This window comes from Janthinobacterium sp. FW305-128, assembly GCF_020858135.1.
GTDB lineage: Bacteria > Pseudomonadota > Gammaproteobacteria > Burkholderiales > Burkholderiaceae_D > Janthinobacterium.
Genome location: NZ_JACYMK010000005.1, coordinates 301,774 through 325,615, shown reverse-complemented (window position 1 = coordinate 325,615; position 23,842 = coordinate 301,774). Strand labels below are relative to the sequence as shown.

Below are 23,842 nucleotides of genomic sequence, written 5' to 3'. Positions count from 1 at the left end.
GTATTTCTCCGCCACGGCGGAGCAAAGGATGACAGCATGGTACAGCGTCGCATCGGCCCGGCCGACCTGGTTCCCGGCGAACCCCTGCCCTGGGATCTGTTTCTGGCTGACCACAGCGCCGGCCCGCAACTGCGCAAGGGGCAGATCATCACGGACGGCGCGCAGCTGGGACGGCTGATGCAGCTGGGCCTGTACGTGGGCACGCCGGAGCAGCCGTCCGTCTTGCGCTTGCTCAATGAAGCGGCGCAGCGCCTGGAGCGCCTGCTGCTGGCCTTGCGCAGCGAAAGCAATGCCGAGCGCGACGTGCGCGACATCGCCCGCGAACTGCTGCGCGCACTCGAACACGATGCCGACATCGCCCTGGCCAGCATCCTGCTCAACCAGATCGCCGGCAGCTACGCCGTGCGCCACTGCATCGAAACGGCCTTGCTGGCCATGCTGGTGGGCCGCAGCATGCACAAGTCCCACGATGAACTCTTATTGATCGGCGCGGCCGCGCTGACGATGAACGTGGGCATGCTGCGCCACCACGACAGTTTCCAGGACCGGCGCGGCCCCCTGAACGACGAAGAAATGCGTATCGTGCGCCAGCATCCGCAGGAAAGCACGGAACTGTTGCGCTGCGCCGGCGTCGACGACGAGGAATGGCTAAGTTGCGTGCTGCTGCACCATGAAAACGACGACGGCAGCGGCTACCCGCAGGGGCGTACGGCCGACGAAATCCTGCAAAACGCCAAGCTGATCGGTCTGGCCGACCGCTATTGCGCGCGCGTCTCGGCGCGCAACTACCGGCGCTCCATCGTGCCCGACCAGGCGCTGCAGCACATCTTCCTCGACCAGGGCGTGCCCATTGATCCGCTGCTGGGGGAACGGTTCGTCAATCTGCTGGGCAAGTATCCGCCCGGTACCCTGGTGCGCCTGCGCAGCGGCGAACTGGGCGTCGTCACGCAGCGGGGCGCCGCCCTCGTGCATCCGCTCAGCGACCCGCTGGGCGCGCCGCTGGCCGCCGCCCAGCTGGCGCAGATGACGCCGCGCGACACGGGCGACAGCCAGTTCGCCATCGTCTCGTCGCTGCATGAAGACGATGCGGGCGTGCACTTCAGCATGCGCCATGTGTGGGGCGATGAAGCGCGGCTGTAGTCTGGCCGGGCAACGCCGGCGGCCAGCGCCACCAAATGTTATTTCGCGGTTTTCGGCGGACGGATGCCTGTGTACTGTGCGCTGACGAGCAGCCATTGCTTGTCGACTAGCCGGGCGACGTACCCTGCGCGCATGGCGAAGTTGCGGGCAACCCCTTCCTGATTGAGCCGGTAGGACAACCGGGCCGAGATGAGCGCGGTATCGCCAAAGAGGCGCACCGCCGGTTCATCGACCTGGACTTCCGGACTCGGCCGCTTCTGCTCGGGCGCATAGAAGGACAGCATTTTTTCACGCCCGTCCACCTCGCCGACCGGCGATATTTCCACATAATTCTCGGCCGTGACGGCTTTCAACGCGGCTTGATCGAAGATGCTCTGGGCCTGCGCATGGCGCTGCACCAGGGCCAGCAGTTCCGCATCGGCGGGAGCCCCCTGCGCACCACCCATCGCGCCCAAGGCGCCCAGCAGGCAGGTGGAAAGAAGATATGAAAGGGGTAATTTCATGCGTATGTCATCCTGATCGAGGTCATTGGGAAGCATCCGTTGATGACGGCGCTACCGTCAGCATCGAACACTCGCTTGCGGGCAGCCCATCATGAGGAAACCCACCACATGCTATCGCCTTGCCATTTTCTCGCCCATGCCATTGCGACAAACTGCTGAATCCGGGGATTGAAACGCCATTCCACCGCCTCGGGATGCACATGGCGATGCTTTCAGATATGCCCGCAAGCCCTGCCTCAGCGCGCGTCGGGCAACTTCTGTTGCAGATCAAGGTTGAGCGCCCACTGCTCTTCCACGGCAATGACGCGCCGCGAACTGGTCTTGAGCGAGCCCTCTTGCGTCCACAGAAATGGATAAAAATTCAGGCATAGCTCGCCGGGCAAGGGCAATTCGGGCAATTCGTCAAAGTCCTCCGCGTCGCCAGGCTGGCGGCCGTAAAACTGCCGCAACTGGCTGGTAAAAGCCCATTGGACAAACGTCGTGAAGCCGATCTCCAGCGCTTCCCACTCCAGCGTCTCGGGAGCCAGGTAATACATATTGCCCTGGTCGTCCCCGAGTGCGCCGCCATTGATGGCAAAAAATCCGCCCAGCACGTCGTCGGCGACCAGCAGAAAACCGTCGGCCTTTCCTTTGTTCCAGGCAGCGATATCCCGGCCCAGCCTGGCATGTCCCGACCCCAGTATGCGCAGCCAGCCGTCATCCACCAGGATGCCCCCCGTTTCATAGGCTATCGCCCCCAGGGGAGAACGCGTGGTGACCTGCAGGCTCAGCAGCACATCCTCCCTGCCGGCCGCGGGCGGCAGCAATTCCACCGGCAAGTCGGCCTCGCTGGCCCATTGTTTGATCAGCGGAAACGCCGGGTCTTCACTATCGAGTAATTCATTCAATGTACGCATGTAATCTGACCTTATCGATGACCGCTTGCGGCGGTCGGAATGTGCACGGCGACGCAGGCACTGTCTGGCGGGCGGCACCCGGCACCGTTCATTTTGCGGACGTCAGATACGCCCGCAATCCATGCGTGAGCACAAAAGGAAACACGCTCGCATGGTCTTCGTCCTCGAACACGCGCAAACGCGTTTTCAGATTCGGAAACTTGCGCGATTTCAGCTTGCCGTCGAATTCGCGCACGTCGGCCACCATGTCGGCGTCTTCCTCGGAGCGCGAACGTTTCTTGCCTGCCGCCAGCTTTTCCAGGCCGCCGATGCCGAAGAACACGGAAGCTGGCAAGTCCTTGTGGCTGGCGGCATACGCCTGCTCGCGGTCGAACATCACGCCAGCGTCGTACCACAGCGACGGACTGCCAAGGATGTAGTGCTCGAAGGTGCGCGGTTCCGTCAGCAAAAATTGCAGGCCCAGCAGACTGCCGTAGGAATGGCCGATAAACACCTTGCGCTGCATATTCACGCGATAGTTACTGGCGATAAAGGGAAACACCTCGCCCGCGATGAACTGGCCATACGCCTTCGCTTCGCCGAACGCCGGCTGCCGCCCCGGCATGTCCGAGCGGTAATCGTGCTTGCGCGGCGTGGTGGGCGTGTAGTCGCGGCGGCGGCTGTACACCCCACCGTCGCCGTTGGCGTACGACAGGCCGACCACCACCACTTCTTCCATCCCGGCATGCTTGTTCAGGCGCTGCGCGATATTGCGCACGACGGGAAACGCATAATTGGCATCGACGACGAACAGCACCGGGTAGCGTTTATTCCCCTGCCGATAGGAGTCGGGCAAGGCCACATACACCTGGTAGTCGCGCTTCAAGGTTTGCGCATGGATGTCGCGCACTTCCGTATTCTCCAAAACGTAACTGGCAGGGGCGGTGGCGGGGGCGGCATGGGCATTGTTGAGCAGGCAGCAGAGTGCGAGCAGCAGGCTGAGGGATTTCAAACGGGGTTCCTTGACGTAGTCAGTGATGGCGCGATGATATCAACAATCTGAAAAAGAAATGACACTGTTCCAATCATGCCAAAAATACATCCGCACTACAATATCAAAACTCGCCCTCCATGAGCAAGTCTTCCGGCAAGGTCTCTGGCATGAGGGCCAGCAGCGCTGGCGGGATATATTGCACGGCTTGCCGCTCGTCTTCCGCCAGACATTGAAAATCGACGATGAAATGCGCGATATGGCTCAGATACTGCTCGACCAGTTTGCGATACGGCTCGCTGACAAGTTCTGCCTTCAACTCCAGCAGCGTTGCATGGGCGCGCTGGAGGAAAATAGGGATCACGTAATAGTTCTTGCTCAGGAAAAGGCCCGTCACATGGTTGACGTGGCACACCAGCGCATACGTCGGGCTGGCCATGCGGTAACACTGGTCCGGACAAAGGCGCGGCGAATTGATATGTTCCTGGTAGCGCCTGATTTCCCGGCGCGCCTCTTTCGCCCCCTCGCGTTCATTGCGCATGGCGCGTCCTTTCAATCTTGTTCACTAGCAATATCTGCCACATGCAGGGGGTGGAACGCGAGCAGGTCGCCATAGCTGGCCACCGCATGCTGCGGATGGTTCGCGATTGTGCCGCTGTAGCAGCCTCGTATTCATCGATGCCGGTCACCTGCACCCACATCCGTTCGCACTGGCCGTCGCCACGCGCACCATCCTCGGCGGCGAAGCGGAACACGCGTTTCACGCAGGCGCCGATGGGCAGAGCATCGCGTACCGCGGCCGGCGGCGGCTCGATATCCGTCAAATAGCGGGAAAGCCAGACGGCGTCTTCCAGGTAATAGCCCTGTTCGGCAAACGCGGGAAACGGCTTGTCCTTGAAACGCTCCCAGTGTCCCGCCCAGTCATCCCGCTGCGCGCCCCAGCCACAGGGCAAGCCATGCAACTCTGCCAGCAAGTCATATCTTCGTATCATGTCTGCCAGACAGACAATCTTGACTGAACTCAACATCGTTTCATTTGAGGCCGCGTGAAATTGCCAATCCCCTTCGTAGTCATGGGACACCAGCACGATGGGAGCGCCGTTCAAGACCTCCGTGGTCGTGAAGCAGGCGGTATTCGGGGCATCGGGGAATTTCCAGGCAACGCTCATCTTGTCTTGTCTTGTCTATGGATTCATCCGTTTCAGGCAATTGCTGCGGCGGCGGCAGTCGATAGCGCCAGCAACGCTGCCGACAGGAGAAGCGTACGTATCGTGCTCGTCCCGCTTGCCAACGGCGGCGCCGCAATCGGCCGCACTTACTTGGCCGCCGCCAACTGCACCAGCTTGCGCTCGACAAACGCCAGCAGCTGCGGCGACAGGGTTTGCAAGCCCTTGGCGCGTTCGAACGCCTGGCGCGCCTGGGCCGGGTGGTTGTCCCCTTGCAAGGCGATGCCAAGACCCATCCACCAGACGCCGTTGTCGGGCGCCGCCTGCAGAGCCAGCTGGTAGTGCTCGGACGCTTCGCGGTAGCGCTGCTCGCGCTGCAGCACGCCGGCCAGGAAGGCGTGGTATTCGCCGCTGTCGGCGGCGTACGGCAAGCTGCGCATCAGGGTGTCGAGCGCGGCCGCGCCGCCGTTGGCCTTGTCCAGCTGCAGACGGGCCAGCATCATCGCTTGCGCCGGCTGTTTCGGGTCCAGTGCCAGACTCAGCTGCAACTGGCGGGCAGCCTCGTCCGGACGCTGCGCTTCGAGCAGCAGGCGCACCAGGGTTTCGCGCGCGCCCTGGTGGCGCGGGTCCAGCTGCAGGGTCTGCTGCAAACCGGGCAACGCTTCGGAGACGCGGCCATCCTGCAACTGGGCCAGCGCGCGCCGGTATGCATTCTCCACGCGCTGCTGCGGCGTGACTTGTTTTCCGTCAATGATGCGCTCGCTGGCGGCGGGCGCTGCCGTCCTTACAACGGGCGCAGCGGCAGGCTTGGGGGCTTTTTCCGTGATGCGCCTTATTTCGGCTGGCCGGGCCTTGGCTGGCGCGGGGGTAACTTCCTCGGCCTGGAACGCGGGCCTGGGTTCCGCCACCACGACGGGCGCCGCCGGGGCAGCCACTACCGGCACTGGCACAGGTGCAACGGGGACAACAGGGACAGGAACGGGAACGGGAACGGGCGTACTGGCCACGCTGACCAGCACGGGCGGCACGGGCGGGCGCTTCAGGTAGACCCAGCCAAGGGCGATCGCCGCCGCCGTCAGGCCGGCAGCGCCGCCGAAGATCAGCGCGCGCGGCAAGCCCCGCTCGCGTTCGGGCACGGAGCGGATGCCGGCCGCGTCGCCGCGTCCATCGGGAGTGCCGCGCGCATCGAGGTCTTGCAACATCTTGTTAATCAGGCTCATCTACAGGCTCATCTTCGTCATCGGTTCAATAAAGTCCAGCTCACGCCGCAGGCGGCGGCCAGCACGCCGGCGCCAGCCAGCCATGGCCAAGGCTTCCGCCACAAGCGCGGCTTGCTGGCCAGGGTATCGCTGGCGGCCAGCGCCACGTGGCGCCCGCTGACCTGCTGCCGGCCTTCGCCATACGCCACCATCAGCGCCTTGTGCGCCATGATGTTGATCAGGCGCGGGATGCCGCCGGAAGCCTGGTACAGCTTGCGCACGCCGCCACGGCTGAACAGACGCGCGCCATCGAAACCGGCCACGCGCAGACGGTGCGCCACATAGAAATCCACGTCGTCGCGCGACAACGGTCCCAGGTGGTAGTGAAAGGTGATGCGCTGCGCCAGCTGGCGGATTTCCGGCAGGGCCAGCTTGACGTCGAGTTCGGGCTGGCCGAACAGCACGATTTGCAGCAGCTTGCGTTTTTCCGTTTCCAGGTTCGTCAGCAGGCGCAGCGCTTCGAGGCTGTCGACGGGAATCGCCTGCGCTTCATCCAGACACAGCAGCACGCGCTTGCCTTGCGCCGCCAGGTTAAGCAGGCGCAAGTTGAGGGATTTGAGTAGCTGGTGCTGATCCGCATCTTTCTCCAGCAATACATCGAGGTCGTCCGCCAGCGCCAGGATCAGCGATCGGGGCGGCAGGTTAGGATTCGGGATATAGGCCGTGACGAAATCCGGCCCCAGCGATTGCATGAACTTGCGGCACAAAAAGGTTTTACCAGTGCCCACTTCGCCAGTGATCTTGATGAAGCCCTCGCCATTGCGCGCCGCCACCAGCAAGGTGTTGAGCGCCTTTTGCGACTGCGGGCCGTTGAAAAAGAAACTGGTATCGGGCGTGAGGCCGAACGGCGCCTCGCGCAAGCCGAAATGGGCCTGGTACATTTAGCGCCGCTCCGACGGCCGGCGCGGGTCGAGCGCCTCGATGCGTTTGCCCGAATCGAGCAAGTCCTCGTTCCAGCTGTTGGCGCCTTCGACGATGGTCGGCTTGATCAGCACCACCAGTTCGCGCTTCTGGATCACCTGTCCCGTGTTGCGGAACAGCGCGCCCAGCACGGGAATATCGCCCGCGCCCGGCACCTGCGAGCGGTCCGAGGTCGTGGCCTGGCGCATCAGGCCGCCGATGGCGACGATGCGCCCATCCTGGCTGCGCACCATGCTGTCCATCTCGGACGTGCTGGAAGCGGCCAGCGGCAGTTTCAGCGAGCCGGCGCTGCCCAGGTCGATTTCCTTGCTGATGGTCGACACCTGGCTGACGGACGGGTGCACGTGCAGGATGATGTTGCCATCCGCATCGATCTGCGGCGTCACGTCCAGCACCACGCCGGAAAAGAACGGCTGCAAGGTCACGTTGGGGCTGGTGGTAGCGCCGCTGGCCGTCGTATTCGTGGTGGTGGACACGCCCGTCACGTAAAACTCGTCCGTGCCTATCTTCAGCACGGCCTTCTGGTTGTTCATGGTGGCGATGCGCGGACTCGACAGCACGTGCACGGAGCCCTGCGATTCCAGGAAGGAAATCATGGCGGCAAAGTTGGCCGTCTGGAACGCCAGGCCGAACATGGAGCCGGCCGCCGTCGCCGCCGAACTGAGGCCGAAGCCGCTGCTGGCCGTCAGGCCGCTGCCATTCGTCATGTTGGGCGGCTGGCCGCCGTTGAACGGCAGCGGCGCCAGGCTGCCGCCCGGCTGGATGAAGCCCGTCGAGATGCGGTTCGTGTGGCCGCTCTTGATCGAGGCGAACGAAGCCCAGTTGATGCCCGTCTGCGTGTTGTCGTTGAGCTCGACTTCGAGGATTTTCGCTTCGAGGATCACCTGGCGGTCGACGGACAGCTGCGTGGCCTTCAGGTACATGTCGACGTTGCGCAGCTCTTCCGGCATGGCGCGGATGACGATCACGCCCGACTGCGGGCTCAGCACCACTTGCCGGCCGCCCTCGGTGCTGCCGACGATGGCTTCCAGCGCCGCCTTCAATTCCGGCCAGAAGTCTGCCGTGGACGAGGTGGTGAGGTTGCTGCTGTCCAGGGTGCGGCCGCCCTGGCCGCCATTCGTCTGCTGGTTCTGCTCGCTATTCTGGTTGTTGCCCTGGTTGCCATTGCCGCCCGAACCGCCCGAATTGGTCGAACCGACCGAGCCCACCGAGGTCGACGACACGCGCAGGTTGGAACTGCCCCTGCGCGCGCCCGTCAGGTAATTGACATGGAACAAGCGCGTCTGCATGGTCAGCGGCTTGATGTAGATCTGCGTGCCTTCGACCTTGTAGTCGTAGCCGTACAGCTCGCGCACGGCGTCGAGCGCCTGGAACAGGGTCACGTCCTTCAGGTTGGCCGAAATCGTGCCGCCGATATCGGGATGGACCAGCATGTTGTAGCGCGTGCCGGCCACGATGGAGGTGAAGAACTGGCGCGCCGGCACATTGTTGAAGGCCACGTTGAAGCGCTCGTCGAGCGCGGCGCGGGCCTTCGGCAATTGCTGGGCCAGGGCCGCCACGGGCGGCAGCAGCGCCGCTTCCACGGCATCGGGCTGGGCGGCCGGCGTGGTGGTGGCCGCCGCGCCCTTGACGGCGTCGGTAATCGCATTATAGGTATCGCGCTTGACGGGCGCGACATTGCAGCCGCCCAGGCCCAGGCTGACGCTGACAAGCGCCGCCATCGTGCTGATCTTGAACATGCTCGCCTTGTGTTGATTGAATTGCTTGGCCACTTCTTCTACTCCTGCTTGCGGTCGGTCTTGCTGTCGGTCTGAGGCGGTATCTTGCTGCCCGGGTACAGCTTGAAGGTTTCCAGTGTTTTGCCACGCCGCAATAATACGGCCGTGTCGCGGATCTCCGTCACCACGGCGTCGCCCACCTTGCTGCCGACCTTGACTGTCTGGCCATCGATGACGGCGAGGCGGCGGCCGCCCGGCTGGGTGGAGATGAGCACCGATTGCAGGCGCGGCTGCGCGGGCGGGACGGGAGCGGCGCTGGCGGGCGCCCACAGGGCCGCGGGCGGGCGCGTGGGGTCGTCCAGCGCCTGCGCCTGCACGCCGCTGCAGGCCAGGCACAGCGCCAGGAGCGGCGCCCAGCGGCGCGGCGCGCGGCCGGCGGTCACAGTGCGATCCATGTGTCATCCATGCTGAGGGTATATAAAGTCAGGGTCAGCGTCGCTTGCGGGTAGGTTTCGGCCTCCAGGCGGGCCTGGCCCCAGAAGACCCGCGTCGGCATCGCCTGCAGCGCCTGCATGTACTGCAGCATGTCGGCATAACTGCCCTGCAGCACCACTTCCACGCCATGCCGGTGCAGCAGGGGCGCCGGGGCGCTTGCCTTGGCGGCGCCGTCGCTGGACGCTGCAGCTGCCGGGGAAGCGCCCACGCCACCTCCAGACAAGGTTTTCAGCGCGACCACACGCAGGCCGGCATGCCGGCGCAGCAGCTGTTCCAGCAGCGCGACCATGCGTTCGGGCGCCACCAGGCCGTGCTGCTTCTGGCGCAGCTGCTCTTTCATTCTCGCCCCTTCCGCCAGCAGGGCCGCCAGACGCGCGCGCGCATTCTGGTCCGGGTCCACTGCGTGCGCCAGCATGGTCAGTTCGATTTCCTTGGCGATGGCTGCCTTCTGGTTTTGCTTTTGCGCAATGCTCGCATGCAGCGCCGCCCGTTTCGCGAACAGCGGATTAAAGAACAAAAAATAGAAGACGAACAGGAGCGCGGCCACGCCCGCGCCGAACAGCATCAGCCGCTCGCGCCGGCTGAGGGCGTCGAAGGCAGCGGCCCATTTTTTCAGCAAGGGCTGCATCAGTGTTTTCCTCCCGCTGCCGCGGCGGACGCCGCAAGCTGGCTTGATGATTGCAAGCTGAAAGTCACATACGGCGCCGCCGGTGCCTTGCCTTCGATGACCGCCGGCACCGGCGGCTGGCCGATGTCGAGGCTGGCGAAGCTCTTGCCTGCCAGCACATCCTGCTGGCCCAAACGCGTGATATACGCGGGCAGCAGCGACGCGCGCAAGGCGCGGCCCTGCAAGCCGAGTTCACTGCCGGCACCGGCGATATTGATGTTCGTCAACCATACGCCTTCCACCCTGGCCTGCGCCAGCGCGCGGAAATAGCCGGCAAAGCCCTGGGTATTGCCCAGTTCGCCACTGGCCAGCACGGCCGACGCATCCAGCAGCAACTGGCGCTGCGCCTCGGCGGCCGCGACTTCCTGCGCCAGCGCCGGATCTTTCTTGCGTGGCGGAAAATCACGCAAGGCCTGGTCGCGCCTGGCCTCTTCTTTTGCCAGCACCGCCTGGACATCCGCGTCCTGGCGCTGCAGTTCCGTCAGCGAGCGCTGGCCCAGCACGCACAGCAGCAGCAAGCCCAGCGCCAGCGCACCGAGGCAGGCGCCGGCGGTGCGCGCCGACATCTGGTGGGTCGTCTGTTCGAACTGGGGGTTGAACAGATTGATCTGCTGGCTCATGCGCCCTTCCCTTCGCTCTTGCCCGGGAGCATGCCCCCCTCGCGCAAGGCCGCGCCCAGCGCCAGGAAGTAGCGCGCCTGCATGTCCGGCTCGCGCAAAGCGGCAACCCGTGAAAAGTCGAACACCTGATTCAGGTCCAGCCGTTCGACCGGCATGTACAGATTATCGGCCAGATAGCCGTGCAAGCCATCGCTGGCGCCCGTCATCAGCATCAGGCGCGAGAGCGAAATGAAGTGGAACTGGCGGTCGAAGTGGTCGAACGAGCGCTGCAGCTCCAGGGTGACGCGATCGTAATACTGGCTGGCGTCGGGAGAGTGCAATTGCGGCAAGGTCACATCGATGCGGCGCGCCTGGTACAGCTCGCCATTGAAACTGATGGTCAGCAAGCCGCCGTCGCCATCGAAGGACAGCACGGCGATGCCGCGCCCCGGCGTTTCCAGCAGGGTGGCGATATTGCGCTGCGCCATTTCCGGGATATCGATCACGGACAGGCCGATCTTGCATACGCCATATAGTCCCTGGCGCCGCGACACGGCGCTGTTGCGCGCGGCGACGGCAAACACGCTGCTGCCGCGCTGGGTGCCGTTCGGGTCGCCGGGGATGTCGAACACGTCGATGGTGGCCTCGGCCAGGGGAAAGTCCAGCATGTCCTTCAGGCGCCAGCCCACGGCCGTCTTCAATTCCTCGCGCGGCACAGCCGGCGCTTCCAGCGACAGCAGCTGGTACTCGCCGCCGGCCAGCACGGTACTGCAGTGGCGCGCCGCGGCCTGCAGTTCCTTGCCCAGCTTTTCCAGCACCTCGGCCGACGCGGGCCGTTCCGCCGCCTGGTAACTGGCGCACAGCACACGCGGCAGGCCGTCGGCGGGACGCTCGACAACGACGGCGCTGACACCTTCGCGGCCAAACGCCGTCGCCAGCCAGCCATCGTATTTTCTTGCTCTTGCGAATAAACCCATGCGAACTATCCAGTGTAAGTGCCTGCCCGACTTGTCGCGCAGATAATGCATCAAGCCAATTCTAATTCATGAAACCAATTTTGTTGTGTAAAAACAATAAATTAGCGATCTTTTTTTCAAGCAGTTGACCTTACTGCGACAGCACGGCCTGCAGGCGGCGCTGGACGTAATCGGGGTTGTTGCCTGCGTGCGGACATAACGGCTCGGCCGCGGCCGGCTGGTTGCAGGACGTGGCCGTGATGGTCCAGCTGCTCAGTGTGCCCGGACCCGTGGCCTTGACGCACTGTACGCTGACAGAAAAGGAGGACAGCGATGTGCCTGCCGGCAAGGCAAACGACACGGAAGGAGCGCAGTTTCCATCGATCAGCTGGCTGTACACGCCCCACTCGATGCCGGCGCGCGCGGCCTGCTCGGCGCGCACGCCCTGCACGTCCATCGCCGATTCAACTTGCTGCAGGGTAAACACGTTCACCATCACGGCGCCCAGCCCCGCCAGCACCACCAGCAGGAAGATGGCCGTCACCAGGCTGAAGCCGCGCATGCGGCGCGAGGGAAATATTCTCATGGCGCTCATGGTGTGTTACTGACCTGTACCTGCTGCACCAGGCGCAGCGTGCCGGTATTGCTGTTTTCCGCGCCGAGGCTCAGGACGATGCTGAGCAGGCCGCGCGGCCCGTTCCTCAACACCTCATAGGTAAAACAGCCTTCGGGGGGAGCCTCTGTTTGACCAGACCGCGTCACCGTGTTTTTCAGGATTTTTTGCGCCAGCAGTGCGCGCACGGGGGCCGTTGACAAAGGCACCGCCGCCGCATCGAGCGGCTGCGTCGCCTGGATGACATAGCCGGAATAACGCATCAGGGTACCGGCCTGCGGATCGCAAACATAGCTGACAGGCGTCGTCACCACCTGAAAACGGTGCGATGGCGAGGGGAACTTCAGCGGCGCCTGCGCGAGGAAGGGATTGCTCTTCAGGGTCACCAGCGTGCCGCTGACGGCATCGACCTGCGCCAGATTGCAGATGCCGGCGTTGACGGCACAGCCGTAGGCATCCGGCAGGTTGTCGCCCATATTGTAGACGGCGATAAAGTCGCCGGGCGCGATCTCCGGCGCGCTCCCGACGACGGTAAATTGATTGGCGTTCGCGCCGGCGGCGACGGGATTGAAGGCCAGCACGGCTCCGAGACCCGGTGCATCGTCCTCGGACAGGTAGCGGCCGCCCGATTTCGTCAACAGCAACTCCAGGTATTTCCCGTCCGCGCTGACGCGCACGCTGTTCGGCAGGGCAAGGCGCACGTCGCGCGCGATGCGCCGCGTGGCGGTATCGGCCAGGTCGGCCAGGTCGGCGCGGGCATTGGCATCGATATAACCTTGCACGGGCAGGCGGATGAACATGGCCACCATGCCGCCGATGATGCCCGTGATGACGATCACGATGATCATCTCCACCAGGGTAAAGCCGCGCGCGCGGCGCCGGAAAGAAGAGGTATTCATGGGATGCTGTTCGGCGCGTAGCGCGTGCGATAGCCGTCGAGCACGACCTGCTGCTTGTCGCCATAGGCGACGCTGACCTGGATATGCAGCACCTTGGGCGCCGCGATGCCGTTCAGCGCAACGGTATTGATGCTCACCGTCGCCGCATACTGGCCGGCAAGCGCTGAGAACGGGTTGCCGGCCACATCCGTGGTGTATGTCGAGGTTCCGCCGTCGCTGGCCACGTAATCATTGACGTTGTCGTAAGGCCGCTGCGTGGTGGCGCCCTGTATGCCAAACGCTTCCTTCGTGGCGCAACCGGCCTCGCCGGTCGCCGTCTCGGCTGCCGGGTCGTCCACTGCGCAATAAGTGAAGCGCGCGCCCTCGATTTCGTCGAGCATGCCTTGCGCAATGGCCAGCGCCTGCTTGCGCAGCTGCGGGTCGACGCTATTGCGCGTCGTCAAGCTCATCACGCCAAGGATGGCCGTCACCGCCACGCCCACGATGACGATGAAGAGCACCAGTTCGATCAGGGTCACGCCGGCCTGGCCGCGCCTGGCGGCACGGCGCCTAGCGGTACACATAGCCGGTCTCCGGTGCGACGTTGACCTGGTATTGCTGCCCGCCCGCAACCACGGTCAGCATCAGGATAGTGGAAAAATCGCCGTACGCCGCGTAATACGGGCGCCCCAGCGGGTCAAAGTAAAACCCCGCGCCGCCCGTCAGCGTAACGGCCGCAGGCCATCCTTCGCACAGCCAGTTGCTCCTGTCGCTGCAAGCGAGCAGTGTTTCCTTGCTGCCGCTGTTCGTGCCGGCGGGCGGCACCACCTTCTGCGCATCGCTGCAAGCGGCATCGAAGCACAGCGCCACGCTTTTGCCGTCGATGCGCACAAACACGGGACGGTTTTGCGCCACCGCAAGCTTTTGTCCATAGCGCACGATACTCGCCACCTGATCGCTGGTACTGCGCGCATCAAAGGCATCGCGCTGGAAAAACCGCGAAACGGCAAACGTGGCCAGCAGGCCGGCGATCACCAGCACCGCGACCAGTTCGATCAGCGTGAAGCCGCGCGCGCGGCGCCGCAGCCTGGGCCGCGAGAGCGTCATACGTTGCGGCAAGGTGGTCGATGGCAGGGACAATGGCAATACCCGTAAAAAAGCCCAACCGGCATGGCCTGGCGTTGGGCGGGCGGAAAACATGGCGTGGCCATGCCGGCTTGCCGGCATGGCAGCTGCACGCCCGGATTAGCTGCAGTTGGTCGAGGTCAGGGCCGTCGTGTCAACCACCGCCGGCAGGACTGGCGTGGTGCCTGACGCAGCCACGGCAGTCGTATAGGTCACCTTGCAACTTGTATGCTTGCTATCAGGCAACACTGTCAGCACGGTTCCCGTCGCCGCAACGGTGGTGGTATCGTAGTCAACCAGACCGCCTGCCGCCGAGGCGATGCCAGGCGATGCGATGCCGGGGTAGCCGCTGATGCCCTTGATGTCCGTGCCTTCCATGTTGACGGCAACGGCGTCCGCAGGCGACCCCTTGACCAGCCATTGTGCGTGGAACAGGGCCGAGCCGGATTTCAAGGCGCCCGCTGCCGCCTGCATCTTGGCGATGCGCGCATCGGTCGACATGTCGACGAATTTAGGAATGGCCGTCGCTGCCAGGATACCCAGGATCACGATGACGACGACCAGTTCAATCAGGGTAAAACCCGCCTGGGCGCCGCTTTTCATACTACGTAAGGATTTCTTCATACCAGCTTCTCCAAAATCAAATAAAAACATCAAAACCAACGCCATGAAACGTGCGCTGCACGGCACGCCGTTGCAGCGTCAGGCTATTTCCACACCACAATATCGGGTTCCTGGACGAGCTTGTCAATATCGGCGTCTGCACCTGGCAAGATTACCTTAAATTTCACTGCATCAAGCTCTGAACCGGGAAAAATATTGCCATTACTAAACAAATAGATGATTTTTTGTTCTTTTCTGTCGTACAACCAATTCCCGCCGGGTAATTCATCGAGCACGGGGGCATCGAATTCGCCCAGGTAGTTGGCCGGCTTGTCGGCCAGCCAGTCGAACGGGTTTTGCCGCGCCAGCGCCGGTATGCGCGCGCGCCCGTCCGCCAGGTACAGCTGCAGCACCTGCACCCGCAAGCCGGTGCGCAAGGCCCCCAGCGTCTGCGCCATAGCCAGCTGCTGCGCCTGCTGCTGGTAGTAGCCGGCCCGGTTCAGGAACACGCCCACCAGGATGGCGAACACGCTCGCCACCACGGCCAGTTCGAACAGCGTGAAACCGCGCTGGCGGAGCGGTGTTGCCATCAGTGCAGGGCCGCGCGGCCCAGGTCCCAGATCGGCAGGAAGATGCCCAGCGCCAGCACCAGCACCATGGCGCCGAGGAAGACGATCAGGATCGGCTCGATCTGCGCCGACAGGGTTTTCAGCTCGTAATCGACTTCGCGCTCGTACATGTCCGCGATCTCGTCCATCAGGTCGTCGAGCGAACCGGACTCCTCGCCCACGGCGATCATCTGCAGCACCACGGGCGTAAACACGCCGGCCGCCACCGAGGTGCGCAGGATGCTTTCGCCCCGCTCCACGCCGTCGCGCATCTGCTCCACGCGCGCGCTCAGATAGGTGTTGTCCACCGTTTGCGCCACCACCGTCAGCGCCTGCACGATGGGCACGCCGCTGGTGCTCGACAGGGCGAAGCTGCGGGCGAAGCGGGCCATCGTGCCCTTCAGGATGATCTTGCCGGCAATCGGCAGGCGCAGCTTGGCGCGGTCCCATTTATACAGGCCCTCTTTCGTGCGCAGCCAGGCGCGCCAGCCGAAAAAGCCGCCCACGCCCAGCATCAGCAGGATGGGCCAGTAGGTCACCGTGAAGCGCGAGGTGCCGATCAGGAAGCGCGTCATCAGGGGCAGTTCCGCGTGGAAGCTGGCGAACACTTTTTCGAACTGGGGAATGACGAAGATATTCACCACGATCATCGCGGCGACCATGGCGAAGACGACGAAGCTCGGGTAGCGCGTGGCCGACTTGACGCGCGCGCGCATGTCGCGGTCGAATTCCAGGTGATCGAACAGGCGCAGGAACACTTCGTCGAGGCGCCCCGTCATTTCGCCCACGCGCACCATCGACAGATAAAACGGCGTGAAGATGGCGGGATGGCGCGCCATGGCGGCCGACAACTCGCGCCCCGCATCGAGCGACTCGCGCACGTCCTTGATGATGCGCCCGAACGCGGGGCTGATGGCGGATTCCTGCAGGCCGGCCAGTCCGCGCATGATGGGCACGCCCGCCTTGAGCAGGGTGTACAGCTGGCGGCTGAACAGCTGCACGTCCATGGGCGTGACTTTTTTCTCGGTCAGCTTGTCCCACCAGCCCAATTTGCTGGCGCCGGCGCCCGCCACCGTCTGTTTGGTGACGCTGATGTCGACGGGCGTACTGCCGCCCGCCATCAACTGATCGGCCACGGCGCCGCTGTCGGCCCCTTCCATCACGCCCGTCAGCAGTTCGCCGTTGGCATTGCGCGCCTTGTAAGCAAAAAACGCCACGTCAATCCTCGCTCTGGTTGCTGATGCGCATCGCTTCCATCACCGTCGTGCGGCCTTGCACCACCAGCTGCACGGCGTGGCGGCGCAAGGTGTCGCCGGCCATCTGCGCCGTCGCCACCTTCATGAAGTGCGATGGATCGGCGTGGTTGGCGGCATCGGCCACGGCGCGCGTAATTTCCAGCAATTCGTACACGCCCGTGCGGCCCCGGTAACCCATGCCATTGCAATGCGAACAGCCCTTGCCGTGGAAATACTGGTTGCGCTCGACCAGCTCGCCCAATTCCAGGCGCAGCCATTCGTATTCGTTCGGCGTGGGCTGGTACGGCGTGCTGCAGCTTTCGCAGATCACGCGCACCAGACGCTGCGCCAGCACGGCTTGCAGCGAGCTGCCCACCATGTAGCGGGGCACGCCCATGTCCATCAGGCGCAGCGGCGTGCTGATGGCGTCGTTCGTATGCAGGGTCGACAGCACCAAATGGCCCGTCATGGCGGCGCGCAAGCCGATTTGCGCCGTTTCCTGGTCGCGCATCTCGCCGACGAGCACGATGTCGGGATCTTGCCGCAAGGCCGAACGCAGCACTCTGGCAAAGTTCAGTTCGATCTTGTCGTTCACTTGCACCTGGTTGATGCCGGGCAAACGGTACTCGACGGGGTCTTCCACCGTGATGAGCTTTTTTTCCACGGAATTGAGTTCGGACAAGGCGCAGTACAGGGTCGTCGTCTTGCCGCTGCCGGTCGGCCCCGTCACCAGCACGAGGCCGTTCGGGCGGCTGACGATGGCGCGGAACTGCTGCACCAGCTTGGGCGGCATGCCGATCGCGTCCAGGCGCAAGGTCGTGCCGCCCTGGTTCAGCAGACGCATCACCACCGATTCGCCGTACTGCGTCGGCATGGTGGAAATACGCACGTCGATGCGCTGGTTTTTCACGCGGATGGCGAAACGGCCGTCCTGCGGCAGGCGCTTCTCGGAAATATCGAGGTCCGACATCAGTTTCAGGCGCAGCGCCAGCGAACTGGCGATCTTGCTGTCCGCTTCGGTCTGCAGGTGCAGCACGCCGTCGATGCGGAAGCGGATCTGCAGCCGGCCTTCCTGCGGCTCGATGTGGATGTCGGAGGCGCGCACCTGCGTGGCATCCTCGAACACCGATTGCAGCAGCTTGACGATGGGCGCCTCTTCCAGGCCCGGGTTGGCGGCCAGCGCGCCGAAGTCGACGGACACGTCGCCCAGATCCTGCTCCAGCTCGCGCGTCAGGGTGGAGATGTCTTCCGTGCGGCGGTAGATGCGGTCGATGGCGGCCAGCACTTCCGTTTCATTGACCACGGCCAGCTCGATCTGGCGCTTGACCAGGCGTGAGATTTCATCGTACGCGAACAGGTCGGTGGGATCGGACATGCCGACCAGCAAGCCCTCGCGACGGTCTTCCAGCACCAGCGCGCGGAAGCGGCGCGCCTGGGTTTCCGGCAGCAGCCGCACCAGTTCGGGATTGATGTTGAAAAACTTCAGATTGATGTAGGGAATGTCGAGCTGGCGCGCCAGCGCGCCCGAAATCTGCTCTTCCGTGACGAAGCCGTGCTCGACAAAAACGCGGCCCAGCTTGCGTCCCGAACGCTTCTGTTCCGTCAAGGCCTGGCCCAACTGTTCTTCCGTCAGCAACTTCTGCTGCACCAAAATTTCACCGAGCCGGACTTTCTCTGGCCTTGCCATTGCTTACTCCTCGACAAACAAATTTCACAGAAGATACACGCCTGCGGCGCGCACAGGCATTTTATTCCAGAACCTGTTGTTTCTTAAAGAAAATACATTCCATCATTTGATTTTTGCGCATTTCAACACGATGCAAGGAAACACTTGCCGCCCGCCTGCGCCCATGGCAATAATGGCGGTCGTTCACCGTCTTCGCTGCCGACCATTGCCCCTATGAACGCCTGCGCCATCGAGTTCCACAACGTACATCTGCAACTGGCGGGCAGCGCCGTGCTGCGCGGCGTCGACCTGCAGGTGCGCGCGGGTGAACTGTTCGGCCTGGTCGGCGTAAATGGCGCGGGCAAGACGAGCCTGCTCAAATGCCTGCTCGACTTTTGCACGCCCGAGCGGGGCGAGATCGCCATTTTCGGCCGGCCGCACCGGCACGGCGCGGCGCGCCAGCCGCTATCGTTTCTGCCGGAACGTTTCCAGGCGCCTTATTACCTGACGGGCGGCGACTTCCTGCGCTACCTGTCGCGCCTGCACGATGTGCGGCCCGATGCGCACGCCGTGCAGCAAGCCCTGGACGCGCTGGACCTGGCGCCGGACGCCTTGCTGCGTCCCGCGCGCGCCTATTCGAAAGGCATGATGCAGAAACTGGGGCTGGCCGCCTGCCTGCTGTCGGGCAAGCCGCAACTGGTGCTGGATGAACCGATGAGCGGACTCGACCCGAAGGCGCGCGCGCAATTCAAGCAGGTGCTGCGGCAAGCGCATGCGCAGGGCCGCGGCGCCCTGCTCACCTCGCATGCGCTGGCCGATGTGGAAGAATTGTGCGACCGCATGGCCATCCTGCATGCGGGCCGCATCGTATTTGCGGGCACGCCCGCCGAATGCCGCGCCCGCCATGGCGGTACGGAAGACGCCAGCCTGGAGCAGGCTTTTCTCAATTGCATCGCGGCATGAACACCGACACGCAGGTTTCCAGCCACTACGCGCCCTCGCCGCACGGCATGTATCTGCGCCATTTCGGCTTGCGCACGGCGCCGTTCGGCATCACGCCGGACCCCGCCTTTTTCTATCCCGGCAATACGCGGGGCGAACTGCTCGATGCGCTGCTGTATGCCGTCACGCAAGGCGAAGGCATCATCAAGCTGACGGGAGAGGTAGGCAGCGGCAAGACCATGCTGTGCCGCATGCTGGCCGAACGCCTGCCGCCCCAGGTCGACGTGCTGTACCTGCTCAATCCCTGCCTGGAGCCGGACGAAGTCCTGCACGCCATCGCTGCCGAACTGGGCCTGGAACTGGACGGATGCCGCGCCGATGCCGCGCTGCGCGCCCTGCACGGCGAGCTGATCGCCAGGCATGCGGCCGGGCGCCAGGTGGTGCTGCTGGCCGAAGAGGCGCAAGCCATGCCGGGCGCCACCCTGGAAGCGCTGCGCCTGCTGACGAACCTGGAAACGGCCAGCCACAAGCTGCTGCAAATCGTGCTGTTTGGCCAGCCGGAATTGCAGCACACCCTGGACTTGCCCCAGTTCCGCCAATTGAAGGAACGCATCACCCACAGTTTCACCGTGCCGCGCCTGCCGCAAGCCTTGCTGAACGATTATCTGGCGTGCCGCCTGGCCGCCGCCGGCCGCATGGCGCCGCTCGTTTTTACGCCTGCCGCCCTGCGCCGGCTGGCGCGCGCGGCGCAGGGCATCGTACGCAGGGTCAATATCCTGGCCGACAAGGCCTTGTTGGCCGCGTTTGCGGACGATGCGCAGGAAATCAGCGCGCGCCACGTGCGCCTGGCCATTGCCGACAGCCCCTTTCACCGCCCGCCCTGGCATGCGGGCAAGCTGCTGGCAGGCGTCTTGAGCGCGCTGATGCTGCTGCTGGCTGCGGCACTGCTGTGGCAATGGCTGGTACCGGGCCAAACGGCGGCTATCTCGGCCCCGGCTGCCGTCCCACGCGCACCGCTGCCGGCGCCGTCGACGCTGCTCGACAGCAAGCTGGCCGAATCGCGCGACTGGCTGACACGGCAAAGGCCGCAGCAACTGGTGCTGCAAATCGCCAGCCTGCCCGCCACCGAAACGGCCGCGGCGGAAACTTTCCTGCAGCAGGCGCAGCAAGCGATCGGCCTGCGCGATCTTCACGTGTTTCGCCTGCCTGGCGCAGCGCCCGCAAACGCCATCGCGCGCCTGGACATCGTCTACGGCAGCTTCGCCGACCGGGCCAGCGCCGAAGCCGTTTGGGCGAGGCTGGCCCCCTCGTCGCCACAGAAAATATTGCTGAACGACATAGATAGTATCCGTACGGAAATGAAAGCCACGGCACCGCTACAAACGACGCGTGGTAGCCCCTGACTTTATTTCGGTATATTGCCTCCGGAGCCCGCACAGCCGATTGATTTTAGGCGATCATGCTGGGTAAAATTGCAAAGGCACAACACGACTCCAAGGGCGAACTTTTCATGAATCAACACCCTATTCCTGTGCTGGCCTCCTGGGTCGCCCTCGCCTGCGGCACCGTGCTGTCCGGCTGCGCCACGCATCAAATGCCGCTGTCGCCTGCCCACCTCAATACCGCGCCCGTCGCCGGCGGCGCCATTCCCGAACCGGTGCAGCAAAGCAGCGCGCTGGCCGCGCCCTTGCCCGCGCCCAAAGTGGAAACCTACAGCGTCACCGTGCACAAGGTGCCCGTGCAATCGCTGCTGTTTGCGCTGGCGCGCGACGCGGGCATGAATATCGACATCCACCCGCAGATCGAAGGCAGCGTCACCCTGAATGCGCTGAACCAGACCCTGCCGCAATTGCTGGCACGTATCGGCAAGCAAGTCGATATGCGCTACGAAATCGATGGCAAGAACCTGACGGTGCTGCCCGACGCCCCCGTATGGCGCAATTACAAGATCGATTACGTCAACATCGCGCGCAGCACCAACAGCAGCGTGAATATCGCTACGCAAATTTCCACGGCGGGCGGCGGGTCGAACAACGCCAGCAATCCCGTTGGCAGCACGCAAGGCAGCGGCGGCAACGGCAATAACAATTCGACCACCCTGGTCGTGAATCGTTCGGAAAATAACTTCTGGTACAGCCTGGAAAAAAATATCCGCGACCTGCTGCGCGACACCACGCTCAACGACGTGCAGGTCGACCCGCTGGCGCAGCTGAACCAGCAATTGACGGCCGCACAGGGCAATACGCCAGGCCAGCAGGGACAAGCGGGTCAGCCAGGCCAACCGGGCCAGCAGCAGAATCAGGGCGGCAACCAATACGGCAGCCAGGCGCCGATGCAGACTGGCGGCCAGTATGCGCCAGGCCAGCAGGCACCCAACCAGAATGCGAATCCTGGCCAGCAGCTCGACGCGAACGGCCTGCCGCTATTAAAACTGGCCAACAAGGGCAGCCCCTCGTCCGTCGTCGTCAACGTGGAAGGCGGCTTGATCGCCGTGCGCGCCACGGGTCGCCAGCACGAAAAGATCGCCGAATTCCTCGACGCCGTGTTGCATAGCGCCAAGCGGCAAGTGCTGATCGAGGCGACCATCATCGAGGTGCGCCTGAGCAATGAATATCAGCAAGGCATCAACTGGTCGCGCCTGACGGGCAGCCTGAGCCTGAACCAGGGCCGTGTCGGCACCCTGCCCCTGCCCAGCGGCGTGCTGCCGGGTACGTCGCCCGGCATCTTCGTGCTCAACTACATGAAGGATAGTTTCAGGACCACCATCCAGCTGCTCGAATCGTTCGGCAAGGTGAAAGTGCTGTCCAGCCCGAAGATCAGCGTGCTCAACAATCAAACGGCCATGCTGAAGGTGGTCGACAACAATGTCTTCTTTACCATCAAGGTGACGCCCGCCGTGATCAGTTCGACGGGCACCATCACCACGCCCGCCACCTATGAGTCGAAACTGGAAACGGTGCCCGTCGGCTTCGTCATGAGCGTCACGCCGCAGATTTCCGACAGCGACGAAGTGACGCTCAATGTGCGCCCCACCATTACGCGCATCGTGGGTTATGTGCAAGACCCGAATCCGGCCCTGGCCACGGCCAGCGTGATCAGCCGCGTGCCCGTGATCCAGGCGCGCGAGCTGGAATCGATCATGAAAGTGGGCAATGGCCAGATCGCCGTGATGGGTGGCCTGATGCAGGATTCCATCGACAATGCCAAGGATGGCGTGCCCGGCCTGTCCAGCCTGCCCGTCGTGGGCAATTTGTTTACCTATCGTAATGAGGCAAGCAGCAAGACGGAGCTGGTGATCTTCATGCGCCCCGTCGTGGTCAAGGATGCCAGCATCGAAGGCGATTACCGCGACTACCGTTACCTGCTGCCCGGCCAGGCGCCGCTCAACAGCCAGCCGTACACGGATGGCCCGCCGGCGCCAGCCGTCCAGCCGCAGGCACGCCTGCAGGGAGACGTCCCATGAGCTTGTTGATGCAGGCGCTCAAGAAAGCCGAGCGCGCCAAGCAGAACAGCCTTTCCGACGAAGAACTGGAAAAGCCGTCCGAAGCCTACGACCAGGTGCTGGAACTGGCGCCGGCCGACGCCCTGCCGCCCCGCCCCGCGCCTGCCGCGCCACCGCCCGCGCAGCCGGCAAGCAGCTTGCGCCTGGAACCGCTGCAGGACGCTCCCGCGCCGCAGCCCGAGTCCAGCGGCGCGCAGCCCGGTTCACAGCAAGGCACGCAACCTGGCCCGCCCCCCGAGCCGCCGCGCGCCCGTCCGGAACCGCCGCCCGCCAAGCCACGCGCCAGCCGCAGCAATCCGCCGCCGAAAGGCCCCACCGGCCCCATCAGCGTCGACCCGGCCACCGTGCGCCTGGCCGTGCTGCTGGCGATCCTGCTGCTGGTGGCGGGATCGATGGCGTACTGGTACTGGCGCGCCAGCAGCAGCCCCGGCGCGGGCGCCAACCTGCCCGGCGTACCCATGCCGCTGACGGACGCCCCGGGCACGGCCGGCGTTGCCGGCCCCATCGTGGTGCTGCCTGGGGCCGGCGGCGTCCTGCCGGACGCCCCGGCGCCCGCCCCGCTGCCGCAGGACGCGCCGCGCGAACAGCGCCCGCCGGCCGGCGCGGCGGAACAGCAGGCGATGATCCAGGCCGCCGCGCAAGCGGCCGTGGCCGCCCAGCTGGCGCAACTGCCGCCGCCTGCGCAGCCCAGCCTGCCACCGGTGGCCGCGCCCGACAATAGCCAGATCCAGGTGCTGCGCAACGATACGGCGCCGCAAATCAACCCAGGCGTGCAGCAAGCCTACCAGGCCTTCAACGGGGGCCAGCTGGGCCTTGCTCGCCAGCAATATGAAAGCGTGCTGCGGCAGGATGCCAACAACCGCGACGCGCTGCTGGGCCTGGCGGCCGTGGCCCTGCGCGAGAACCAGGGCGCGCAGGCGGCATCGCTGTACGTGCGCTTGCTCGAGATAAACCCGGACGATGGCGTCGCGCTGGCCGGGCTGATCGGCCTGCGCCAGGGCGACGTCGTGCAGAGCGAAGCCAGGCTGAAAGCCATCCTGGCCCGCACCCCCGACAGCGGCCCCGTGCTGTTTGCCCTGGGCAATGTGTATGCCAAGCAGCGCCGCTGGAACGAAGCGCAGCAGCAGTTTTTCCGCGCCTACGGCGCCGCGCCCGGCAATCCCGACTATGCCTTCAACCTGGCCGTCGGCCTGGACCGGTTGAACCAGCCCAAGCTGGCCGCCACGTATTACCAGCGCGCCTTGACCCTGGCGCAAACCACGCCCGCCGCCTTCGACCAGGCCGTCGTGCAAACGCGTTTGCGCGAACTGGCGGCCCCCGCGCCGGCAGCACCGCCCCCGGCCGAGCCCGTCACCATCCCACCCCGTCAGGAATAAGCAC

At 64.3% G+C, this 23,842-nt stretch carries 25 protein-coding genes; 5 read left to right on the top strand and 20 right to left on the bottom strand.

Annotation, left to right across the window (positions count from 1 at the left end; genetic code table 11):
• Positions 1 to 36: 36 nt before the first annotated feature.
• A complete protein-coding gene (locus tag IGS60_RS13360) occupies positions 37 to 1,140 on the top strand; it encodes an HD-GYP domain-containing protein (protein ID WP_070220233.1) in 1,104 nt (367 codons plus the stop codon).
• A 38-nt stretch (positions 1,141 to 1,178) separates the two neighbouring features.
• Here the strand turns inward: IGS60_RS13360 and IGS60_RS13355 are convergent, their stop codons facing one another.
• From IGS60_RS13355 to IGS60_RS13260, 20 genes are all read right to left on the bottom strand, one after another.
• The gene (locus IGS60_RS13355; RefSeq protein WP_230504888.1) at positions 1,179 to 1,643 is read right to left on the bottom strand and encodes a nuclear transport factor 2 family protein; all 465 of its coding nucleotides are present in this window, start codon (positions 1,641 to 1,643) and stop codon (positions 1,179 to 1,181) included.
• A 236-nt stretch (positions 1,644 to 1,879) separates the two neighbouring features.
• Positions 1,880 to 2,539 carry a DUF2625 family protein gene (locus IGS60_RS13350; protein WP_230504886.1) on the bottom strand — a complete coding sequence of 220 codons (660 nt, stop codon included), beginning with the start codon at positions 2,537 to 2,539 and terminating at the stop codon, positions 1,880 to 1,882.
• 88 nt (positions 2,540 to 2,627) lie between these two features.
• Positions 2,628 to 3,530, bottom strand: coding sequence for an alpha/beta hydrolase (locus tag IGS60_RS13345; RefSeq protein ID WP_230504884.1), 903 nt, complete (start codon positions 3,528 to 3,530; stop codon positions 2,628 to 2,630).
• A 103-nt stretch (positions 3,531 to 3,633) separates the two neighbouring features.
• The gene (locus IGS60_RS13340) at positions 3,634 to 4,050 is read right to left on the bottom strand and encodes a hypothetical protein (protein WP_070220244.1); all 417 of its coding nucleotides are present in this window, start codon (positions 4,048 to 4,050) and stop codon (positions 3,634 to 3,636) included.
• A complete protein-coding gene (locus tag IGS60_RS13335) occupies positions 4,040 to 4,678 on the bottom strand; it encodes a hypothetical protein (protein ID WP_230504882.1) in 639 nt (212 codons plus the stop codon). Before IGS60_RS13335 ends, IGS60_RS13340 begins: the two co-directional genes overlap by 11 nt.
• Before the next feature lie 146 nt (positions 4,679 to 4,824).
• Entirely contained in the window at positions 4,825 to 5,895 is a 1,071-nt protein-coding gene (locus tag IGS60_RS13330; RefSeq protein ID WP_230504879.1) for a tetratricopeptide repeat protein, read from the bottom strand.
• Positions 5,896 to 5,912: 17 nt separating this feature from the next.
• The gene (locus IGS60_RS13325; RefSeq protein ID WP_070220250.1) at positions 5,913 to 6,815 is read right to left on the bottom strand and encodes an ExeA family protein; all 903 of its coding nucleotides are present in this window, start codon (positions 6,813 to 6,815) and stop codon (positions 5,913 to 5,915) included.
• Positions 6,816 to 8,594 (bottom strand): pilus (MSHA type) biogenesis protein MshL, encoded by a 1,779-nt coding sequence (mshL, locus tag IGS60_RS13320; RefSeq protein WP_070220282.1) that lies wholly within the window; start codon positions 8,592 to 8,594, stop codon positions 6,816 to 6,818. It abuts the gene before it with no gap.
• Positions 8,595 to 8,632: 38 nt separating this feature from the next.
• On the bottom strand, positions 8,633 to 9,028 hold the full coding sequence (locus IGS60_RS13315; protein WP_230504877.1) for an MSHA biogenesis protein MshK: 396 nt from the start codon (positions 9,026 to 9,028) through the stop codon (positions 8,633 to 8,635).
• The gene (gene gspM / locus IGS60_RS13310) at positions 9,013 to 9,696 is read right to left on the bottom strand and encodes a type II secretion system protein GspM (protein ID WP_070312056.1); all 684 of its coding nucleotides are present in this window, start codon (positions 9,694 to 9,696) and stop codon (positions 9,013 to 9,015) included. The genes IGS60_RS13315 and gspM overlap by 16 nt, the downstream gene beginning before the upstream one ends.
• The gene (locus IGS60_RS13305; RefSeq protein ID WP_230504875.1) at positions 9,696 to 10,355 is read right to left on the bottom strand and encodes a PilN domain-containing protein; all 660 of its coding nucleotides are present in this window, start codon (positions 10,353 to 10,355) and stop codon (positions 9,696 to 9,698) included. The genes gspM and IGS60_RS13305 overlap by 1 nt, the downstream gene beginning before the upstream one ends.
• Positions 10,352 to 11,311, bottom strand: coding sequence for an agglutinin biogenesis protein MshI (locus IGS60_RS13300; protein ID WP_070291530.1), 960 nt, complete (start codon positions 11,309 to 11,311; stop codon positions 10,352 to 10,354). The genes IGS60_RS13305 and IGS60_RS13300 overlap by 4 nt, the downstream gene beginning before the upstream one ends.
• 130 nt (positions 11,312 to 11,441) lie before the next feature.
• Positions 11,442 to 11,876, bottom strand: coding sequence for an agglutinin biogenesis protein MshP (locus tag IGS60_RS13295; protein WP_227741989.1), 435 nt, complete (start codon positions 11,874 to 11,876; stop codon positions 11,442 to 11,444).
• Between the two features lie 5 nt (positions 11,877 to 11,881).
• Positions 11,882 to 12,802 (bottom strand): prepilin-type N-terminal cleavage/methylation domain-containing protein, encoded by a 921-nt coding sequence (locus IGS60_RS13290; RefSeq protein WP_230504873.1) that lies wholly within the window; start codon positions 12,800 to 12,802, stop codon positions 11,882 to 11,884.
• Positions 12,799 to 13,365: a type II secretion system protein gene (locus tag IGS60_RS13285; protein WP_121669838.1), complete on the bottom strand. Its 567-nt coding sequence runs from the start codon at positions 13,363 to 13,365 to the stop codon at positions 12,799 to 12,801. The genes IGS60_RS13290 and IGS60_RS13285 overlap by 4 nt, the downstream gene beginning before the upstream one ends.
• Positions 13,352 to 13,888 (bottom strand): Tfp pilus assembly protein FimT/FimU, encoded by a 537-nt coding sequence (locus IGS60_RS13280; protein WP_230504871.1) that lies wholly within the window; start codon positions 13,886 to 13,888, stop codon positions 13,352 to 13,354. Before IGS60_RS13280 ends, IGS60_RS13285 begins: the two co-directional genes overlap by 14 nt.
• A 138-nt stretch (positions 13,889 to 14,026) precedes the next feature.
• Entirely contained in the window at positions 14,027 to 14,530 is a 504-nt protein-coding gene (locus IGS60_RS28460) for a type II secretion system protein (RefSeq protein ID WP_306798484.1), read from the bottom strand.
• Positions 14,531 to 14,613: 83 nt separating this feature from the next.
• Entirely contained in the window at positions 14,614 to 15,099 is a 486-nt protein-coding gene (locus IGS60_RS13270) for a type II secretion system protein (protein ID WP_230504869.1), read from the bottom strand.
• Positions 15,099 to 16,334: a type II secretion system F family protein gene (locus IGS60_RS13265; RefSeq protein ID WP_230504867.1), complete on the bottom strand. Its 1,236-nt coding sequence runs from the start codon at positions 16,332 to 16,334 to the stop codon at positions 15,099 to 15,101. The genes IGS60_RS13270 and IGS60_RS13265 overlap by 1 nt, the downstream gene beginning before the upstream one ends.
• Before the next feature lies 1 nt (position 16,335).
• On the bottom strand, positions 16,336 to 18,039 hold the full coding sequence (locus IGS60_RS13260) for a GspE/PulE family protein (RefSeq protein ID WP_070291524.1): 1,704 nt from the start codon (positions 18,037 to 18,039) through the stop codon (positions 16,336 to 16,338).
• A gap of 213 nt (positions 18,040 to 18,252) precedes the next feature.
• Between IGS60_RS13260 and IGS60_RS13255 the strand changes: the two genes are divergently transcribed.
• The 4 genes from IGS60_RS13255 (at position 18,253) to IGS60_RS13240 (ending at position 23,838) form a co-directional block, all read left to right on the top strand.
• Positions 18,253 to 18,981 carry an ABC transporter ATP-binding protein gene (locus IGS60_RS13255; protein ID WP_230504866.1) on the top strand — a complete coding sequence of 243 codons (729 nt, stop codon included), beginning with the start codon at positions 18,253 to 18,255 and terminating at the stop codon, positions 18,979 to 18,981.
• Entirely contained in the window at positions 18,978 to 20,363 is a 1,386-nt protein-coding gene (locus IGS60_RS13250; RefSeq protein WP_230504864.1) for an ExeA family protein, read from the top strand. The genes IGS60_RS13255 and IGS60_RS13250 overlap by 4 nt, the downstream gene beginning before the upstream one ends.
• 107 nt (positions 20,364 to 20,470) lie before the next feature.
• The gene (locus tag IGS60_RS13245) at positions 20,471 to 22,423 is read left to right on the top strand and encodes a pilus (MSHA type) biogenesis protein MshL (protein WP_070220286.1); all 1,953 of its coding nucleotides are present in this window, start codon (positions 20,471 to 20,473) and stop codon (positions 22,421 to 22,423) included.
• A complete protein-coding gene (locus IGS60_RS13240; RefSeq protein WP_230504862.1) occupies positions 22,420 to 23,838 on the top strand; it encodes a tetratricopeptide repeat protein in 1,419 nt (472 codons plus the stop codon). The genes IGS60_RS13245 and IGS60_RS13240 overlap by 4 nt, the downstream gene beginning before the upstream one ends.
• The last annotated feature ends 4 nt before the right edge of the window (positions 23,839 to 23,842 follow it).

What these genes read in the sequence shown, in the direction of transcription:
- IGS60_RS13360 (WP_070220233.1), top strand. Translation starts at nt 37, where the DNA reads ATGGTACAGCGTCGCATCGGCCCGGCCGACCTGGTTCCCGGCGAACCC.
- IGS60_RS13355 (WP_230504888.1), bottom strand. Translation starts at nt 1,643, where the DNA reads ATGAAATTACCCCTTTCATATCTTCTTTCCACCTGCCTGCTGGGCGCC.
- IGS60_RS13350 (WP_230504886.1), bottom strand. Translation starts at nt 2,539, where the DNA reads ATGCGTACATTGAATGAATTACTCGATAGTGAAGACCCGGCGTTTCCG.
- IGS60_RS13340 (WP_070220244.1), bottom strand. Translation starts at nt 4,050, where the DNA reads ATGCGCAATGAACGCGAGGGGGCGAAAGAGGCGCGCCGGGAAATCAGG.
- IGS60_RS13335 (WP_230504882.1), bottom strand. Translation starts at nt 4,678, where the DNA reads ATGAGCGTTGCCTGGAAATTCCCCGATGCCCCGAATACCGCCTGCTTC.
- IGS60_RS13330 (WP_230504879.1), bottom strand. Translation starts at nt 5,895, where the DNA reads ATGAGCCTGATTAACAAGATGTTGCAAGACCTCGATGCGCGCGGCACT.
- IGS60_RS13325 (WP_070220250.1), bottom strand. Translation starts at nt 6,815, where the DNA reads ATGTACCAGGCCCATTTCGGCTTGCGCGAGGCGCCGTTCGGCCTCACG.
- mshL (WP_070220282.1), bottom strand. Translation starts at nt 8,594, where the DNA reads ATGTTCAAGATCAGCACGATGGCGGCGCTTGTCAGCGTCAGCCTGGGC.
- IGS60_RS13315 (WP_230504877.1), bottom strand. Translation starts at nt 9,028, where the DNA reads ATGGATCGCACTGTGACCGCCGGCCGCGCGCCGCGCCGCTGGGCGCCG.
- gspM (WP_070312056.1), bottom strand. Translation starts at nt 9,696, where the DNA reads ATGCAGCCCTTGCTGAAAAAATGGGCCGCTGCCTTCGACGCCCTCAGC.
- IGS60_RS13305 (WP_230504875.1), bottom strand. Translation starts at nt 10,355, where the DNA reads ATGAGCCAGCAGATCAATCTGTTCAACCCCCAGTTCGAACAGACGACC.
- IGS60_RS13300 (WP_070291530.1), bottom strand. Translation starts at nt 11,311, where the DNA reads ATGGGTTTATTCGCAAGAGCAAGAAAATACGATGGCTGGCTGGCGACG.
- IGS60_RS13295 (WP_227741989.1), bottom strand. Translation starts at nt 11,876, where the DNA reads ATGAGAATATTTCCCTCGCGCCGCATGCGCGGCTTCAGCCTGGTGACG.
- IGS60_RS13290 (WP_230504873.1), bottom strand. Translation starts at nt 12,802, where the DNA reads ATGAATACCTCTTCTTTCCGGCGCCGCGCGCGCGGCTTTACCCTGGTG.
- IGS60_RS13285 (WP_121669838.1), bottom strand. Translation starts at nt 13,365, where the DNA reads ATGTGTACCGCTAGGCGCCGTGCCGCCAGGCGCGGCCAGGCCGGCGTG.
- IGS60_RS13280 (WP_230504871.1), bottom strand. Translation starts at nt 13,888, where the DNA reads ATGACGCTCTCGCGGCCCAGGCTGCGGCGCCGCGCGCGCGGCTTCACG.
- IGS60_RS28460 (WP_306798484.1), bottom strand. Translation starts at nt 14,530, where the DNA reads ATGAAGAAATCCTTACGTAGTATGAAAAGCGGCGCCCAGGCGGGTTTT.
- IGS60_RS13270 (WP_230504869.1), bottom strand. Translation starts at nt 15,099, where the DNA reads ATGGCAACACCGCTCCGCCAGCGCGGTTTCACGCTGTTCGAACTGGCC.
- IGS60_RS13260 (WP_070291524.1), bottom strand. Translation starts at nt 18,039, where the DNA reads ATGGCAAGGCCAGAGAAAGTCCGGCTCGGTGAAATTTTGGTGCAGCAG.
- IGS60_RS13255 (WP_230504866.1), top strand. Translation starts at nt 18,253, where the DNA reads ATGAACGCCTGCGCCATCGAGTTCCACAACGTACATCTGCAACTGGCG.
- IGS60_RS13250 (WP_230504864.1), top strand. Translation starts at nt 18,978, where the DNA reads ATGAACACCGACACGCAGGTTTCCAGCCACTACGCGCCCTCGCCGCAC.
- IGS60_RS13245 (WP_070220286.1), top strand. Translation starts at nt 20,471, where the DNA reads ATGAATCAACACCCTATTCCTGTGCTGGCCTCCTGGGTCGCCCTCGCC.
- IGS60_RS13240 (WP_230504862.1), top strand. Translation starts at nt 22,420, where the DNA reads ATGAGCTTGTTGATGCAGGCGCTCAAGAAAGCCGAGCGCGCCAAGCAG.